The 16,435-nt window shown below is 66.0% G+C and carries 8 protein-coding genes and 2 pseudogenes; 4 read left to right on the top strand and 6 right to left on the bottom strand.

Going from position 1 to position 16,435, the window contains the following annotated elements; all coding sequences use genetic code 11:
• Positions 1 to 403: 403 nt before the first annotated feature.
• Together J7E97_RS09995 and J7E97_RS09990 are read right to left on the bottom strand one after the other, a co-directional pair.
• The gene (locus tag J7E97_RS09995) at positions 404 to 3,100 is read right to left on the bottom strand and encodes a hypothetical protein (protein ID WP_215024591.1); all 2,697 of its coding nucleotides are present in this window, start codon (positions 3,098 to 3,100) and stop codon (positions 404 to 406) included.
• A gap of 166 nt (positions 3,101 to 3,266) precedes the next feature.
• Positions 3,267 to 3,428 carry a hypothetical protein gene (locus tag J7E97_RS09990; protein ID WP_215024589.1) on the bottom strand — a complete coding sequence of 54 codons (162 nt, stop codon included), beginning with the start codon at positions 3,426 to 3,428 and terminating at the stop codon, positions 3,267 to 3,269.
• A gap of 528 nt (positions 3,429 to 3,956) precedes the next feature.
• On the opposite strand from J7E97_RS09990, the pseudogene J7E97_RS09985 reads away from it, so the two are divergent.
• Together J7E97_RS09985 and J7E97_RS09980 are read left to right on the top strand one after the other, a co-directional pair.
• Positions 3,957 to 5,140, top strand: a pseudogene (locus J7E97_RS09985) (IS701 family transposase).
• A 201-nt stretch (positions 5,141 to 5,341) separates the two neighbouring features.
• A pseudogene (locus J7E97_RS09980) lies at positions 5,342 to 6,042 on the top strand (IS5 family transposase); the annotation flags it as partial.
• 165 nt (positions 6,043 to 6,207) lie between these two features.
• Here J7E97_RS09980 and J7E97_RS09975 read toward each other — a convergent pair.
• Both J7E97_RS09975 and zwf read right to left on the bottom strand, forming a co-directional pair.
• Positions 6,208 to 7,440 (bottom strand): hypothetical protein, encoded by a 1,233-nt coding sequence (locus J7E97_RS09975; RefSeq protein WP_215024587.1) that lies wholly within the window; start codon positions 7,438 to 7,440, stop codon positions 6,208 to 6,210.
• Positions 7,441 to 7,884: 444 nt separating this feature from the next.
• Positions 7,885 to 9,354, bottom strand: a complete 1,470-nt coding sequence (gene zwf, locus J7E97_RS09970) for a glucose-6-phosphate dehydrogenase (protein ID WP_215024585.1) — start codon at positions 9,352 to 9,354, stop codon at positions 7,885 to 7,887.
• A 912-nt stretch (positions 9,355 to 10,266) separates the two neighbouring features.
• Between zwf and J7E97_RS09965 the strand changes: the two genes are divergently transcribed.
• Positions 10,267 to 10,422 (top strand): hypothetical protein, encoded by a 156-nt coding sequence (locus tag J7E97_RS09965; RefSeq protein ID WP_215024583.1) that lies wholly within the window; start codon positions 10,267 to 10,269, stop codon positions 10,420 to 10,422.
• Between the two features lie 272 nt (positions 10,423 to 10,694).
• Complete coding sequence (locus J7E97_RS35665) at positions 10,695 to 10,850, top strand: hypothetical protein (RefSeq protein ID WP_251054179.1); 156 nt, start codon at positions 10,695 to 10,697, stop codon at positions 10,848 to 10,850.
• A 230-nt stretch (positions 10,851 to 11,080) separates the two neighbouring features.
• On the opposite strand, the gene J7E97_RS09955 is transcribed toward J7E97_RS35665, so the two are convergent.
• Together J7E97_RS09955 and J7E97_RS09950 are read right to left on the bottom strand one after the other, a co-directional pair.
• On the bottom strand, positions 11,081 to 12,781 hold the full coding sequence (locus J7E97_RS09955) for a hypothetical protein (protein ID WP_215024582.1): 1,701 nt from the start codon (positions 12,779 to 12,781) through the stop codon (positions 11,081 to 11,083).
• Positions 12,778 to 16,425 (bottom strand): AAA domain-containing protein, encoded by a 3,648-nt coding sequence (locus J7E97_RS09950; RefSeq protein ID WP_308346448.1) that lies wholly within the window; start codon positions 16,423 to 16,425, stop codon positions 12,778 to 12,780. The genes J7E97_RS09955 and J7E97_RS09950 overlap by 4 nt, the downstream gene beginning before the upstream one ends.
• Positions 16,426 to 16,435 lie beyond the last annotated feature (10 nt).

The raw sequence follows: 16,435 nt of genomic DNA, 5'->3' as shown, positions 1-16,435 counted from the left end.
ACAAGCTCTTGATCTGACCAGTCGGCGTGCCGCCCCGGGCCAGTGTCCGGTCGGTCGCCCGCCGGGCGCCGTCGAGGTGCTCACCGAGCGAATCTGAAGTCGCAGACCCTGACGGGAAGCCGTCCTGAGCAGCGGTTCGCACCGTGATTGCGGACGAGGGTGTGGAAATGGTCACCCCGGACGGCCATCACGGCACCGTCCACTACCGGCTGCCGCCTGATCCCTCCCTCGCCTCTCACTTGGACACCGTGACCCACGGTGTACGCCACCCTGCTGCGCCGCCCCTGTACATCGCCGGCCTGACTCCCGGGAGTTCGCGGTGAGCGTCGACGCCGCCGCACGGGGTGCGGCGCTGCTCAATGCCCTGACCGAAGGGCGGGCGGCCAGACTGGTGGGAGACCTGCTACAGGCTCCAGGCGCGGCGGAAGGTCGTGAGGCAGCCGACCGAGGTCCAGGGGCTGAGGGACAACGCGTGACGGGCGTCCACGAGCTTTGTGAGGGACCTGCCGCCCGCGTCCGGCCTTTCGGCCTGCTGGAGGCGGTTCGCGTCCAGGGTAGACCCGAAGAACTCCATCACCGTGGCGGCGAACAGCATGAACGCGGCGAGTTCGCATCCCATACGGGTGGCCGTCGGCATCGGTGAGGACCCGTCCGGCGTGCGGACCCCGGCGAACTGCCGCAGGCACCAGGAAGCCAACTCCTCATACCACTCGCGGAACTGGTCGGTGGAGGCGCCCGCGGGATCGATGCGTTCGATGTGGTTGACGAGGGCGAGGCCGGCCGGGCCGCAGGCCTCGCGGAGCAGACCGTGCCGGACGGCGCCCAGCCGAGCGGTCGCCTCACGCCGCATCAGTTCCGGTACCGCCCCCACGAGGTGGATCCAGCTCATCTCTTTATGCGGGCCGACCAGCGCACGTGCGCTGCGCTGCAGTTCCCGGGGGAGGCCGCCGGAGAGTACGTAGCACAGCGCGACGAAGGGCTTCGTCCAACCGAGGAGCAGGCCGTAGAGAATGTCGCGGGCCGCGGGAAGCTGCAGGCGTTGCAGCATGAGGACGTCGTCAAAACAGCTGTCGAACACGTCGCGGAAGGGCATCCCGCGCCGTTCGAAACTGCCCGCCGCCTCCTCCGAGACGGAGACGAGGAAGTAGCAGCGACTGGCGCCGAACACTCCCTTGATGTCGTTGAGGAAGTTCTCGACGTCCGCCGCACTCCTGAGCTTGTCCAGCTCGTCGACGGCGATGATGAGCTGGTACTGCTGGGTGACCGCCTCCAGGAAGGCACGGAGGCCGGACACGATCTCGGGATAGGTCTTGGCCCGTTCCGCCAGCGAGGTACCTTGCTTGGACCCGACGTCGAAGCCGACGGGAAGCTGTTTCGCGCCACCGAGCCTGAGCGTCATGGAGTGCTCGTTGCTGAGCGTCTGCTCGTAGCGGATCTGTCGGAGCTGGCGAAGCGCGCGTTCGCGGAGAACGGCCTCGCCGGAGTACGTCGGCGTCTCGGCCGGCCCGACGCGCGAAGATACCCACAGGTCGTGAGCGTTCCGCGCCATGCGGCTCCCGGTGAGGAGCAGGGTCACGCCGAGGACGATCACCGCGGCGCCGCCGAGCAGCATCCAGGTACCCCGGCCAACTCCACCGGACACTGTGAGCAGTGCCAGGCCGACCGCCGCGCAGACCGCGAGGACCGGACACCACGTCCCCGCGAGAAGACTGGCCACTGAGTAGCGACGTGACTGTGCGAGCACCAATGCCTGCGCCAAGGACGCGTCGGAGGCGGGCCAGAGATCGACCGGCACCGCCAGCCGGACCACGAAAATGAGGAACTGCACCAGCAGGACGGCCGCGGTGAGGGTCAGGGCCAGACCTGCGTAGCTCCACCAGTCGTCCGGCGCGCTGACCAGCCGGGCCGCGCGGGCCACGAGCGTGGTACCTGCGGCCAGAACTGCCACTCCTGCCAGCGCGAGGGCAAGAGCGGCAGCCGCCTTGGTCGAAGGCCTCGGACCGGTGGTCCCATAGCCTTCCAGGTCCCGGTCCGCATCGGGTCCGAGCAGTGCCAGGCACACCTCGGCGTGCAGGTGCAGGACGAAATCCCGCGCCTCGTACGCAACCGGCGCCGCCACCGCGACGCCCAGTCTCACGCGCTCCGGCACGTCTAGTGGCAACTCCGCCGGGGAGTCGCCACCACCGCCGGACGTCGTGAAGGACTTGATGAGGGTGGACTTGCCCACGCCTCGCGGGCCCGCGATACCGAAGCTTCCCTCCCCGTGCCGGTCGATCATCGACTCGAGCCGCTCGAAGGACGACGTGATCACGATCTTTCTGTTGGCGAGCGTCTCGCGCAGGCCGTCGAGGGAGCGGACCTGCATACTCAGGGCGAAGTCCGCGGCGACAGCGCTGTTGAGGGCTGTGAGCACGACCCCGTGCACGGCGGATTCCGCCATGGAGCGGAGTTCCGTCCGTGCCGCCTCCCATTCAGCCTCCAGCGTGCGGAACTCCTGCTGTTCGCTTGCCTGCGCACGCTGCGCGCCCATGTCTTGCTTCAGCAGCCCTTCGATCTGGATAAGCTCCCCATGGACGGCGATGTACTCCCGGGTCACTGCGGTCCGGGATGGCCCCGGCCAGTCGGGGGGATCAGCTCGGTGCTTACGCCCCGTCCGGGCGGATCCGCCGGGCGTATCCCGGAGTTCCGCGGCCTGCACGCGTCGGGTCCACGCCGCCGTCAGCAGGTCGCGCACCCGGTCCGCATACTCCCTGCCTTCCAGGACAGGATCCGGTTCACGACTGATCTCGGCCAGTGCGTCCGCCACATCCCGCAGCCCTTCCGCAGCCTCGGACAGCTCCCTGAACCTGGCAAGGCGGCCGCGGCCCGAGTTCGCAATTTCCCGCACGAGGTACTCGTCCAACTGACTTCCCAGTCTGCGGGTGCGTTCCAGGTGTTCCTCCAGGTTCATTTTGATGACGGCACGCTGCTCCTCCACCACCGGTTCGAGCTCCGGAGGCTCCTGGAGCGCCTTCAGCTGCTCGGCGATTTCCGGTCTGGCCTGGACCGCGGCCAGCGCTTCCTTCAGTAATTCGACTTCTCTGACCTCGTAGGGACCCACACCGGGTCGGGGCAGGCCCGAAGGTCGCATCTTGCCCGGGCCGGGAACGGAGTCCCCCGAACGGCTGCCGCGGGTGAATGACATGGGGATCACCCCGCCGTTGTCGTTGTCTCCCCTCCAGCGTCAGCCCGGGTCTGGGCGCAGGCAAATCGGCCCGGGCATGAGGTTAGCCGCTCGGGAAGCCCGCGTCGTAGGTGCGCTGGTCGGCCAGAGAGCCGGGCTCGTAGAGGCTTCGGGGGGAGAGGATGGCGGTGGCGAAGGTGCGGAGTTCGTCTCGGTCGACACAGGTGCGGGCCAGGGCGTTGGTGGCTTCGGAGTAGTGGGCCACGCGGAGGTGCGGAGCGGGAGTTCGCGGCGGTAGACCGCTTCCGTCTCGGCCAGCTGCTAGGCGGGCACCGGCGAGGAGCTCCGAATCTTCCGCCTCTACGCGGACCCTGTGCGCGGTGCCACCACGCGTAGGTCAGGACGGCCAGGCCCGTGAAGGCGCCGATGACCAGGGCCATCGGCAGGGCGGATGGGGAGCCGCCCAGGCCCACCAGCGGGGCGGCCATGCGGCCGAGTGCGTACTGGCACAGGCCCAGCCGTCCCGAGGCCGTACCGGCGGTGCGCGGGAGGCCCTCCAAGGCCAGCGCCGCGGTGTTCGGACCCTGCAGCCCGATGCGCCCAGCCGACGGCCACCAACCTCGGCTCGGCCGTGAAGGTGGTGCCGACGGTGTGCGCGCAGCGGCTCCGCTCTACTGGACATAGGCGAACAGCGGTCCGAGGACCAGCGAAACGATCCCAACTCGACCGGCATCGTCTAGTACTGCAACGGTGTTTGCCGTGACGGTTAGGCAGTTCGGTCGTTTGTCAGGTCATGGGTGGGGAGCTTGGTGATGCCCGGTCGTGGGCTGGTGAACTGAAGGCCCTGCATGAGCGGTTCTCGCACCGTTTTGCCAGGTCGGAGCCGCGGGAGTCGGCTCTTGCCTATATGCGGGGGCTGATAGCTCCGCTGGAGCGTAAGAACGGCTGGACGCTCGCCGAAGAGGCCGGGCATGGCGGCCCGGATCGGATCCACCGGCTGCTGAACCGTATCGACTGGGACGCGGATGAGGTTCTGGGCGACGTGCGGCATTACGTCATCGAGCATCTCGGCGATCCGAATGCGGTGCTGATCGTGGACGAGACCGGGTTCCTGAAGAAGGGTGTCCGCTCGGCCGGAGTCAGCGGCAATACTCCGGGACCGCCGGCCGGACGGAGAACTCCCAGATCGGGGTGTTCCTCGCTTATGCCGGCGGCCGGGGCCGCACATTGATCGACCGCCGTCTCTATCTGCCCACGTCATGGACAGATGACCGCGACCGGTGCCGGGCCGCCGGCATCGACGACACGGTCGCCTTCGAGACGAAAGTGGTCATGGCCAAGGCCATGGTCCGCCGGGCGATCACGGACCGGATCCCCTTCCGGTGGGTGACAGCCGACGCCGCCTACGGCTTCTCCAAAGGCTGGCGCACCGAGCTGGAGCGGGCGGATGTCTTCCACGTCATGGCCACCACCCGCCACGACACCGTCGTCACCCGCTGGGCCATGGACCACCCCGTCCACGACCTGTTTCCCGCCCTGCCCCGGCAGAAGTGGAAGCGCCGTTCCTGCGGCAACGGCGCCCACGGCCCGCGCGTCTACGACTGGGCCAGGGTGGAGGTCCGGCCCTGGCACCGCGAGGACCGCCGGCACTGGGTGATCGCCCGCCGAAGTGTCCGCAGGCCCGAGGAGATCTCCTATTACATCGCCTACTGCCCGGCCGAGACCACACTGGATGAGCTGATCCGCGTCGCGGGAAGCCGGTGGGCGGTCGAGGAATGCTTCCAGACCGCAAAGCAGGAGTGCGGCCTGGACGACTACCAGGTCCGCCGCTACGACGGCTGGCACCGCCACATGACCCTCGCCATGGCCGCACACGCCTGCCTCGCCGTCCTGCGGGCCCGCGAACTCGACACTGGGAAAGCAGAAACGGATCCTCCCAGCTCATACCCCTCACCCTCCCCGAACTCCGACGCCTGATCGGCCGCCTCACCCGGTCCCGCCCAAGCATCGACCACGTCCTGCACTGGTCGCACTGGCGCCGCAGACGACAACACCAAGCCCGCACCAGCCACTACAAACGACGCGGCCACACACCACCAGAAACTGCCCAACCGTCAAGGCAAGCACCGTTGCAGTAGTAGCGCGTGTCTCTTTGATGGGTTGGTCAGTTGATCGGATGTGTCCGTCCGATTACTGATCACTGATGCGATGTGGGACCGGATCGAGCCGCTGATGCCGGCCGATCCGGTCCGCGGTCGGCGGTGGGCCGACCACCGCCGCACCCTTGAGGCCATCGCGTGGAAGTACCGCACCAACTCGCCCTGGCGGGACCTGCCCGACGAGCTCGGCTCGTTCCAGACCGCCCACAAACGGCTGATCAGATGGGCCGTCGACGGCACCTGGGAGATGATCCTCGTCGCCGTCCTGGCAGCAGCTGACGCCGACGACGACATCGACTGGACGGTATCGGTGGACTCCACCGTCGTCCGGGCCCACCAGCACGCCGCCGGCGCACGCAAAAGGGGGCGACCCAGTCCGGGGAGCCCGCCGATCACGCACTCGGACGCTCCCGAGGGGGCCTGAGCACCAAGGTCCATCTGGCCGCGGACGGCGGGGCACGGCCTCTGGCCTTCACCGTCACTGCAGGCCAGGCCGGTGACGCACCCGCTTTCGAGACGGTGATGTCCCGCATCCGCGTGCCCCGCAGCGGCCCGGGCAGGCCAAGAACCCGGCCACTGGCCGTGCTGGCCGACCGAGCCTATTCATCCCGCGCCATCCGCAGCCACCTACGGCGCCGCGGGATCCGAGCGGTCATCCCGCAGCCGTCCGACAAGATCGGCCACCGCCTGCGGCGTGGCCGCCGAGGCGGCAGCCCGCCAGGCTGCTTTCTTCCGGCCTTGCCTCGGCACCGAGCTGCCACATCCACGTTACGGAGAGCATTCCGGTCTGGGTGAAGCCGTGCTCAAGCCCCGCATCAGCGGGAAGTAACCGGGGGAGGGCCCCGCCCGGGGGCGGTGCCGCAACCACCAGGTCAAACCCGCCAGTCAGACAAGTGCGATCTGCGGCAGGGCTCCGACAAGAGCCAGTTCAGCCAGGCTGGGGCGGCCCTCACTGGCCGTCTGCGGTTCGCCCGAGGACTCTTGGTCGCCGGGGAGACCGCTGCGAGCCTGCTTGGCCTGCTCGGGCTGGCCAGCGCGGTTCCAGCAGGCTGCCTGGTGGTTAACGGCCGTGTGCTTCCACGACCTGTACTCCTCCTTCGCCTGCACCCCCTCAAGGTCCGCTGTCACGCGGCGCCAGCGGGTAGCGGCCTCCCGCCACAGTTCCTGGGAAGCACTGTCGGAGCCGGCGGCTGCGAGGCGTTCGAGCGCCAACGCCCAGGCCGCTCCTCGGCGGATGCAAGCCCGGCCCCTGTCCTTGGTCGGAGGCGGAACCCTGGGACCGTCAGCGAATACGTCCACCACCGCGCCGACGGCGAGCGCCTGCGCCTGCGCGATGCGCCCCATGTAGTAACCCCTTTCCGGGTCTAGCGCCAAGTCCCCGGAAGCCGCCGTCCGGCCGTCGCAGGTAAGAACGCGGAACTTCAAGCGGGTGGCCGGTTGCTGTTCCGTCGACGGGGCTGCGTGTGCCGCCCGAACCATGACAGTAAGCATCTCGGCATCGTAGGCAACATTGATGGTGTCGTCCCGTGGGTCCAGTACTCCTGGTGGCACCATGTGCCAGTCGACGGAGAAAGTCTGTTCCGGCGCTGCGCCGTCCAGTGCCGACATCCCACCATTGATACCGAGCCGCTTCAGCACGTCGGCGGCCTCAGTTGAGAGTATGCCACCGCCTCCAGGGTGGGCCGCATTGGCGGCGGTGGCCAGGGAACCCAGCCGCTTGGCCTCGGCGTCGGGGAGGTTCCACAGGTAGTTGGGCGCGTTGATCAACGCCGTGCACAGTTCCGGGGCCGTTGAAAGGCCAAGTCCCTTTTCGAGCCTCTCCCCGATCTCAAGCAGCCGAGAACCGCACCGGTGGTAGCGAACGGCTGCCAGTTCCTCGGTGCCCAGCGCCCGACAGGCAGAGGAAGCCGCGGCGATGTCGATGTCCAGCAGGCCCCGGTCCAGCGGCAACGGCGACCACTGCTCGATCCACAGCAGGGTGCCCAGCCGGGCCACGTCCTCCCAGACGGCACCCAGTCTCGTCAAAACATGCTCTTCGATGCACTTCCGGGGGTCACGCTCGCGGGCAAGCGCGGCCAGCTTTCGGAAGGCAGTTTTCCCCAGGAGCGGACGCAACACCCAGGATCCTTCGTTGAGGTCTCGCACAGCGATGCGAGCCGGGGCCCGGGGGTCGGCAGGATCGACAACCACCATGGTCTGCCCGGCCAGCGGTAGCGCCGCGCAACCGCTCAGGCCTTTCGCGGACCCACTCACCCGAACGGACCCGTCCTCCCCTACCTGCAGCGTCAAGGGGACTGGCATGGGGCCTGTTGCGGTTGCCATTCTCACCACCGGCTGCCTTCTGTCGCGGACACGGGTCTGCTGCGTCGACTGCACCGCCATAGAGCGTGCCCACCCCTGCGGTTTCGGGCCGAGGCCTCACCAGGATCGGTCCACCAGTCCAGGAAAAGTCCTGCCCAGCCAGCCGAGGGCTGACTGGAGTAGAAGCGAACCTCTCAGTTGCATCGTTACCACGATGGTGCCTCTGAACCTCTCCGCCCGCGACACGTCCGCAGGAGGTGCTCACCCGCGCTTCTTCGGGGCGCGACCGTCGTGCGGCCACTCGCCTGTTGCGGGGCCGGTCGTGCCAGCGGGGTAGAGCCGGAGGTCAGGCGTGCCGCTGTTCCACATCTCCTTGATGCTGTCGATCCATTTCCAAGACGCCTCGACTTCGGCGCCGCTCACAAACAATTCGGGGTCGCCATTCACCACATCGGCGAGTAGCCGTTCGTATGCTTCCGGAGTCCTGCTACTGGGGAAGGCTCGCGGGAAGTGGAGCTCCAGTTGGGCGTCCGCCGATTCTGAGGGATAACTGCCACTGACACTGACAAACAGAGTCGCACCATCATCGGGCTGGATGTGGATAACAAGGCGTTTTGGTGTGACTGAAGCACCGGATGTGGGCGTGGTGACAAAATGCATCACCACTTGCGCTTCCCGCCTGTCGAGTCGCTTTCCAGTACGCAAGAAGAATGGCACATCTCGCCAGCGACTGTTGTCGTTCAGTCTCACCCGGATGGCAACGAAGGTCTCGGTTAGAGTCGAATTTGGCGCCCGCCGCAGACTATCCACGCCAGCGAAGGCGCCCACCTCTTCGGAATATCCAGGCATTCCACTTCCAGCTTCATATTGCCCCCGCACTGAATCGCCTTCCGCGATCTCCCCCAAAGACTTCAATATTTCACACTTTGCGACCCGGAGAGTTGCTTTACTACTATTTTCCGCAGGCTCCATGGCAACCAGGCAGAGAATTTGCAGTAGATGGTTCTGCACCATATCTCGCAATGCCCCGGCTGTCTCATAGTACTCGATTCGATCCCCGGCACCGACCTCTTCTGAGACTGATATTTCCACACGGTCGACCCACGCATGATCCCACAGCAAGCCAAGCAAGGAGCTATCGGACCGCAAGACAGGGATGTTATGGACAGTTTCCTTACCGAGATAGTGATCTATACGATAGATGTCATTCTCACCGAAGGTGTGCCTTATCCTTTCGTGCACCTGCTTGGCACCTACCAGGCTCGCCCCTATAGGCTTTTCCAGCACCACGCGGTCCCTACCGGAAGCGAGCCCCTGATCTCTGATTGCTTCGCATGTAGGACCCATCAGTTCCGACGGGAGCGCCATGTAGAAAACTCGCAACGGGGCATTCGGCGTCATTGGTAGGATTTTTGCCAGATTCGGCAATCCAGGCGAGGATTCTCCCAGCTGGGCTTCGGCATGGTGGAGGCGCCTCCTGAAGACGTCCCAAACGCTTTGCTCCCAGGCGCCTTTAAGGAATCCTTTGACGGCATCCTCACCCTCGCAGTAGTCGCGAAATTGTTCCGTACTCCACTCTTCTCGCGAGACCGCGATGATCCGGAAGTCAGCTGGAAGGCGGCTTTCCCGTTCGTACATGTAGAGGGCTGGCAGTAATTTGCGCTTGGCCAGATCCCCAGTGCCACCGAATATGACGAAATCACAGGGCTTCAGAGTATTGGAAGGTGCCATATTCGCTCACCCTCAAGGACTGGTGCGACGCCTCAGCGGTCAACGCAAATATCTGCGCTGAGTGGATGCTGCCGGGCCGGGACAGGAGCCAAAATTCAGACAAGCGATCCGTGTTAATTACGATCGTACGCGCGTCCGTCCGGGGTGCCAGTCAGCCGGTGCGATTCCGGGATCGGTGGGTAGCTCGACTGGCACGGTAACGGGATGGTCGCCATGCGCCGCGGCATACCCAGTCTCCATGCCGTCGAGCCGTCGAGCCGTCGACGAGAACCTCCACCACGACTGGATGGCTTGTTTGGACGGTGGCATTGACCAAGTGCGCGGCATGACCAATGAAGTAATGGCGTCGTCTGATCGGTGCGCCTCCCACCACCAGGTCGGCTCCCCCACCTAGCGTAGCCACGAGGCTCCACGCCGGCCCCGCAAGGAGCCGAACTGCACTCCACCTCACGGCAAGCGATCTCCTCGAACAGCATTAGTCCTCCGCTGACGCCAAGGCGACCGGGTCCCCGGGATGGAGACAAGGGGAAAGCGCAGGTCACAGCAGGCTCGCGGGTCGTGGTGGTCGCATGTGGTCGCACGAGACTGGAGGTGTCGGCCCTTCCTCCGCCTCCTGGAGGCGATCCGCATGCGTACCACCGCCGACCGCGGCCGCATCTATCGCAGGTGTGGCTGCCGGGACACCCACCGTCACCAGCTCGGAGCGCGCTGCCCGCACCTGCTCACCGACGGCGACCACGGGGCGTGGACCTTCGCCGTCGATGTCCCCACCCCGGACCGCCGCACCACGGTGCGCCGAGGCGGATTCCCCAGCCAGGACACGGCCGAGCAGGCCCTGAGCCGCTTCCTTGAGGGCGAGGCTGGCGGATACAACGCGGACCCGAACCAGACGGTCACCGCCTACCTGAACGCGTGGCTGGAAGCGAAGGCCCTCATGCTGAAGCCGACCACCATGGCCCGATACCGCGACTCGTCCGCAACGACCTCATCCCGGCCTTCGGCACCCTCAAGCTCGACCAGCTCGCCCACCGTCACATCTCGGCCTACGTCACCGCCCCGCCGACCTGAATTCGGACGACCGCGGACGACTGCGCCGCAACGAAGCGGCCGACCTCGCAGCACTGCAGAAGATCCTGGCCCGCTCCAGCGACGAGGACCGGGTCACCGACACCTTCCGCACCTGGCTACTGGCCGAAGGCTGGACACGCACCGATCCCACGGACCGCTGGACCGACCTGGAAGCCGTACGCTGCTCGGAACGGCTGATCTGCGAGGCCAAGGGCCGCACCAGTGAGAAAGGCATCGACGCCGACATCGCCTATGGCCAACTGCTGCGCCGCATGACGAGCCAAGATCCGCACACGCGCTACGCCCTCGTCGTGCCGTCCTCCTCCCTCAAGGCCGCCTCACGCGTCCCGGCCCACGTCCGACAGATCCTGCGCATCGACGTCTACGAGGTGACGGATGACGACCGGGTGTGTCGGCTGACCGACTGATCGGTGCCGGGTACCGCGTCGGTCTCGGCTTCACCACCAAGGTGTCCTCCGAAGCCCACGCGCCGTGCGTTGCCACCTCGTTGTACGAACCGGACACCAGGCATTGCGGCGCAGACTTGCCGTCCACACCAGCGAAGTCGAGATCCACCAGCGTGCTGGAAGGCCAATTGTCCACACACGCCCGACGAGGGCCTCGCCTGCAAGACGGAGGCCCTCGTCGCACATGCTCGTCACCTTGGCAGGCGGTCAGCCGCCCCCAATCGATCGCGTCCAACTCCAACTTCTTGCCATAGTTCAGCGGCGAGGCGGCCACGGAGATGGAAGGAAAGAGCCGAGACCGATGAACTGCGCACGCCCACGACCCATTCCCGGGCCGTGGCCGCCACCTGCACCGGATCCCACGTCTGTCCCAGGCGGTCCGCCCGAGAGCCGTCGGACTGCATGACTCTCTCTCGGGTTGCGGCAGCCTCGGATCCGATGAGCAGCGACACGCTGCTCGCCTCGTCATCGTCAGACCGGGGTGAGAGGAGAAGCGGTTCCGACGCGTTCCACGAGTCCTCAGGTTCCTCCACCCCCGGAGCCGCCAGGCTCAGGGCCGCTTCCTCGACCCACCGCTCCGCCAGATGACGCCAGCGGCTTGCCGCGAGTTCCGCGTTGCCGTCGGGGCTCTCCTGCCACCACCCCGAGGCCAGCAAGGCCAGTGTGCTCAGTCCACGCACGTCCTCGACGAGCACAGCAGGGCTGAGAGCCTGCTCCTGCGCCGTCCCGGACAGCAACCCGCCACCCACTACGGCCAGCGGTCCGTTGCTGGTGTCCGCCAGCACGAAGTCCGCCTTGGCGGCCGCCGGCGTCTTGTTGAAGAAGACCTTCCCTTGCGTCGCCCTTCCTCGCACCGAATCCAGCGCGCTGACCAGGCGCCTGCGTGACTCTTCCTGCACGTCGGCACCAGACCAGAGCACATCAACACTCACACCACGGCCTTGTAGGCTCGTGACCACCTCGCCGACCCGGGCGACCTGGGCGTCGTCCAGACACGAGGACACGATCAACACATGACCCGACGCGCGCTCCAAAGCCCGCTCGGCGAGTCGACGGCTATCACCCGCCCGCAGGGTCGCCTCGATACTGGGCATGGTGGCTAGTTCCGCCCGCGGAACAGACGACCCGTCTGGGCGCCGGACTCGGCCGCGGTCCGTCTCCCGTTCCTTCAGCATGCTGTCAAACCGTCTCTGGGCATCGGAGTCGACGGCGAGGTCCTGGTACTGCTGCTCGGCTTCCTCCAGTACGAGAGAGGTCAGATGACGCCAGTTGCCGGGCAGACCCAGCACCGTTCCTTCCTCCAAGTCCACACGCAGGGGCAGGTAGTACTTCCCGCGCGCCAGCTTTGCGTCGCTGTCGATCCGGCGGATCCACTGCTGCTCGTCAGCGTTCCGAGGGAGCAGCCACTCGGTCTCGCCTCCGTTCAGCGTCTTGCGGTGGTGACGACCCCCCAGGGCGTAACTGATCGCCCCCCGATTGGTCTTCCGACGGACCTCCTCTGCGCGAAGCACTTCCAAGTCGGAGAGGCGGGCCAACTGGCAGCTGAGCATTTCGCGTACGACGCTCGTCTGTCGTCTTTGGACGCGCAGGCTGGCCGGCCGGCGACTCTCGGAGATAGTCACGAGCCCTTCGCGCGTCACGACATAGCGGATGTCCTGGTCACTCTGGACCATGGCCACCCATCCTTCGCGGAGCAGCGTGACCAGACCCTCGATGAGCAACCTGTCGTGGACCTGGAACGCCTCGCGGAGCTCCTCGAAGACGCGGCCCCCTTCACCCTGATCTTCGGCGATAAGTCGTAGCAGTAGTTCCTCCAGCCTGCTGTACGGCCGACCCACCGCCACGTCGTACGACACGCGGAAGACGTCCAGCGGCAACAGAACGTGGATCACAGCCGTCCCCCTTCCCCGTGCGGGGTCACGCGTGCGCCACCCCTGTGGTCACTGCGCAGAGCGCTGCTGATCCGATGCATTCCCTCGTCCAGGCCGGTCAGGTCGGCCGCCACCCGGATCGCCCGGCCCTCGGCGAACAGCTTGTCCAACCTGTCCACCAGAAGAGCCACATGGCGCAGTTCGTCGTACTGACGTTCGTCACGTGGCACCTCCGACACCTGGATCCGGAAGAAGTCCCACGAGCCGACGAGGATCAGGAGGCGCTCCGCTCGCGAGAAGAGGACGTTCATCCGTGATGCCGCCTTGAGAAAGCCCAGGCCCTGGCCCGATTGCTTCATATTGTTGCGGACCAGGCTCACCGCGACGATATCCGACTGGTTGCCCTGGAACGAGTCGACGGTGAAGACGCCTCCCCTGGTGGGATCGTCGGCCGTGGCACCCTGGCCACCGCCAGCACCGCGTGGGTCGGGAGCGAGGGCGATTCCGTTGCGTAGCAGTTCGGCACGCATCTCCGGCCGGCGCAGACGTTTACCCAGCACGACAACCTGCTGGGCGTAGGGCGACAGGACGGCCAGATCGACCGGTCGTGCGGGATCTCCCCGCAGCGAGCGCAGGAAGAGCTCCAGTGCGTGCGCTTCCGCCTCGTTGCGGTACTTCGGCTGCGCTGTCTCAGCCGTGCGCGGGTCGACCGATGCCGCCGGCAGGTCAAGCCATACGACGGCCTTGCCTTCCAGGGCCGCGGGGGTGGTCAGCCCGTGCGGATCTCGATCGTGCGTGTAGTGCTCGAGTCTTCCCTTGTAGTACGTCTCCGAGACGAGCTCACCGATGTCCGGGTGCATGCGGTACTGCCCGGTGAGCATGCCGCCTTCGGGCTCGTGATCCTTGGTCAGGCCATGCAGTTGTCCGAAGAAGGTGAGCCAACGCTTGCAGTATTCGGTGAAGTACTTCCTCTCCTCACCGGTCTTGTCCTTCCACCGGTTGAGCAACTCCCAGTCGACCAAACGGTCGGCGCCTTCGAGGTCGCGCAGCGCCTGCACCACCCGCTCCAGGTTGGAAAGCGCCTTCTGGTAGTCCTCCATTCGGTAGGGAGGCAACTGCTGGGCGTCGCCGATCAGCAGCCATCGATGACCGAGGTAGAGAGGCAGAGCCAGTTCAAAACCGTGAGCCTTTCCTGCCTCTTCGACGATCGACCAGTCGTAGCTCACTTCTCCCGCCAGCCCTGCGAGATCGCCATCGCTCGCGCTGCTGTAGGTGATGCTGGCGCTCCGACGCACGAGTTCCCTGAACTCGTTGGCCTCTGAGGCACCCTGAGTGTCGATGTCCCGACGCATGGTCCGACAGGCTTCAAGCCAGGTGGCGGTGACCTCGGACAATGGCTCGTCCGCCTGGTGCGCTTCCAGCTTTCTGACGGTGCTGTCCAGAAGTTGACGGGCCACAGACCGGACCGACCAGCGCTCGTCCGTGGAATCCACGGTCCGGAGCGGATCCGTCGTCCGGCGCAATCTGATCGACAGAGGTCGGCTCTCGTCTGGGATGTCCTTGAACGCCTCGCCCTCGACCTTGGCCCTCAGAACATCCACCGCCGAGTGCGCCTGCGCTGTGATGAGGATCTGCGCCATCGGATCATCATCGAGGATTTCACGCAGCAGCCAGGCGGCCATGTGTGTCTTGCCGGTGCCGGGCGGCCCCTGCACCGTGTAGATCGGCCGGGTGCCGAGGATTTCCCCGATCTGCTTCCGCTTACTTTCGTCGACGGGCCGACCGTCGAGCTCGTCGGGGCGGGTCCCACTGTCCATGAAGACCTGCCCGGGGTTGGACAGGCTCGCCAGCAGGTACGTGTGATCCGCCAATCTCTCGATGGCCTTCTTCCTGCGTCTGATCAACTGGAGCTGCCGGGCCAGGCCCTTGGTACGCAGAACGTACTCCTGTCCCGGACGAGGCTCCCAGGCATCAGCGCCTCTGCGGCCGTCGAGACGGCTCATACCTGCCAGAGCACCGGCGGGCCGCAGCCTCACGGTATCGACGGTGACGTCGGCATCCTTCAGCTCCCAGTGCCCGTCCGCCGGCAAGGCACTCCGGAGTCCTTCGGAATCCGGGGAGGACAACTGGATCTCGTTGCTGCCGGACTTCCCGCTGTACTTGTCCCGGAGCAGAAAGGCCGCCATGCCGCCGTCGGGTTTGAACATTTCCAAGGGTGGATGATTTCTCGGCATTTCCTGGACCTCGATCCAGTCAATGCTGCCGTCCTCCCGGTATCGGACATCGGCGACCTGACATCGGAAGACCTCCGCGTCGCGGATCAGGAGGTCGATCTGGTTGGTCAGTCGGATGAACTCGGCAAGATCTTCCTGGTTTTTCTGCCGATCGCTCGCCTCATCCTTCGAGGGGATCACGAGATCCCAGCTGAGCGTCGGTGCCTGGATGCCCTGATGCCTCTGCGTGCTGATGAAGGCGAGTTGGCCAGCGGGGATCTCTCGGCTCCGCTGCGGATCCAGTTCGAAGTAGTCGAGAACCCTCTGGCAGAAAGCCTTCTCCCAGCTCTTGTTCCCGCGATCGTCGTGCTTGCCGAGCTCAAGGTGCAGGCACTTGCCCGACAGCACCACTGTGCCGCTGGCATGACCAGGGGAAAGCACGCCTCCTTCGGCGAAGTCGTCGTAGAGGAAGCCGAGCAGCTTGATTACGTGCTCCTTGTTCTGGGAGCTGAATGCGTCGCCAGGCTGCAACCCCAGAGCGGATCGGAGCCCTTGGGCCTCCATCACCTCCACAAGCCGCTGGTTTCCGGCGTTGACGACAACGAAGTGGCGCTGATTAGCGTCCGCACTCTCCGGAGGCACCTCCAGGGAGTCGATGACTTCCCTGATGAATGCCTGCACCTCGTCCCCGCGTCGAAGTCGCTCCGTTGGCTCCTCGGCGATCAGCCTGCCGATCACATCCCTCTCAAGCTGCGTCAGGCGGCTGTTGGGAACTGCGGGGGCGTCTCCCCTGCGCCTCCCCCCTCCCTGGCCCTTACTCAGTTGGTTCTGCACGAGCCGGTGACGCTCAGCGGCATCCGCAGTGCTGCCCAGGTGCTCGATGTCCAGCATGGAGCGAGCCGCCAGCATGCCGAAGGCGAACCAGTCGGCATCGGGGCCGAAGGTCTGGCGACCCGAAGCCCACTCGGGCGGAGTCTCCCAGCCGCGCCGAGTCCGCGCCGCCGCAGGAGGACGTCCCAGCCGGACGCTCCACTCGAAGCCACCGAGCCGTGCGAACTCAGGTCCTGTCTCCGGGTCCAGAAAGACGTTTTCCGCCGACACGCAACGGTGGACGACGTGTTGCCGGTGCAGCAGGTCAAGTCCCGAAGCCAGACGACCGAGCATTCGCCAGACCGACTGCCGGTCGACCGGGCGTCCCGACAGCCAGGAACAGCTGCGCCGGTCGGCGAGCATGGAGGCAAGGGTCCGGTGACCGTTCGTCTCGAACACCATGACGAAACAGCCCTGATCGTGGTCGATGCCCACGTTGTGCAGCTGAATGAGCGATTGCTCCGAGCCGGGGCTGCTCCTGACCTGGTAGAGAGACCGCAACTCTGCGTCCCATAAGGCCCTTTGGACCTGATCCGGGCCGTCTTCGGAGAAGTGCCAGGTCTTCAGCAAGTACGGCTTCACGTACTCCAGG

Origin of the sequence: Streptomyces sp. ISL-66 (assembly GCF_018614135.1) — a bacterium.
GTDB lineage: Bacteria > Actinomycetota > Actinomycetes > Streptomycetales > Streptomycetaceae > Streptomyces.
Note: the sequence above shows the minus strand (reverse complement) of the source record. Positions and strands in the feature narration are given on the sequence as shown.

Coding starts and splice junctions, on each gene's coding strand:
- zwf (WP_215024585.1), bottom strand. CDS start 9,354: ATGGCACCTTCCAATACTCTGAAGCCCTGTGATTTCGTCATATTCGGT.
- J7E97_RS35665 (WP_251054179.1), top strand. CDS start 10,695: ATGACGAGCCAAGATCCGCACACGCGCTACGCCCTCGTCGTGCCGTCC.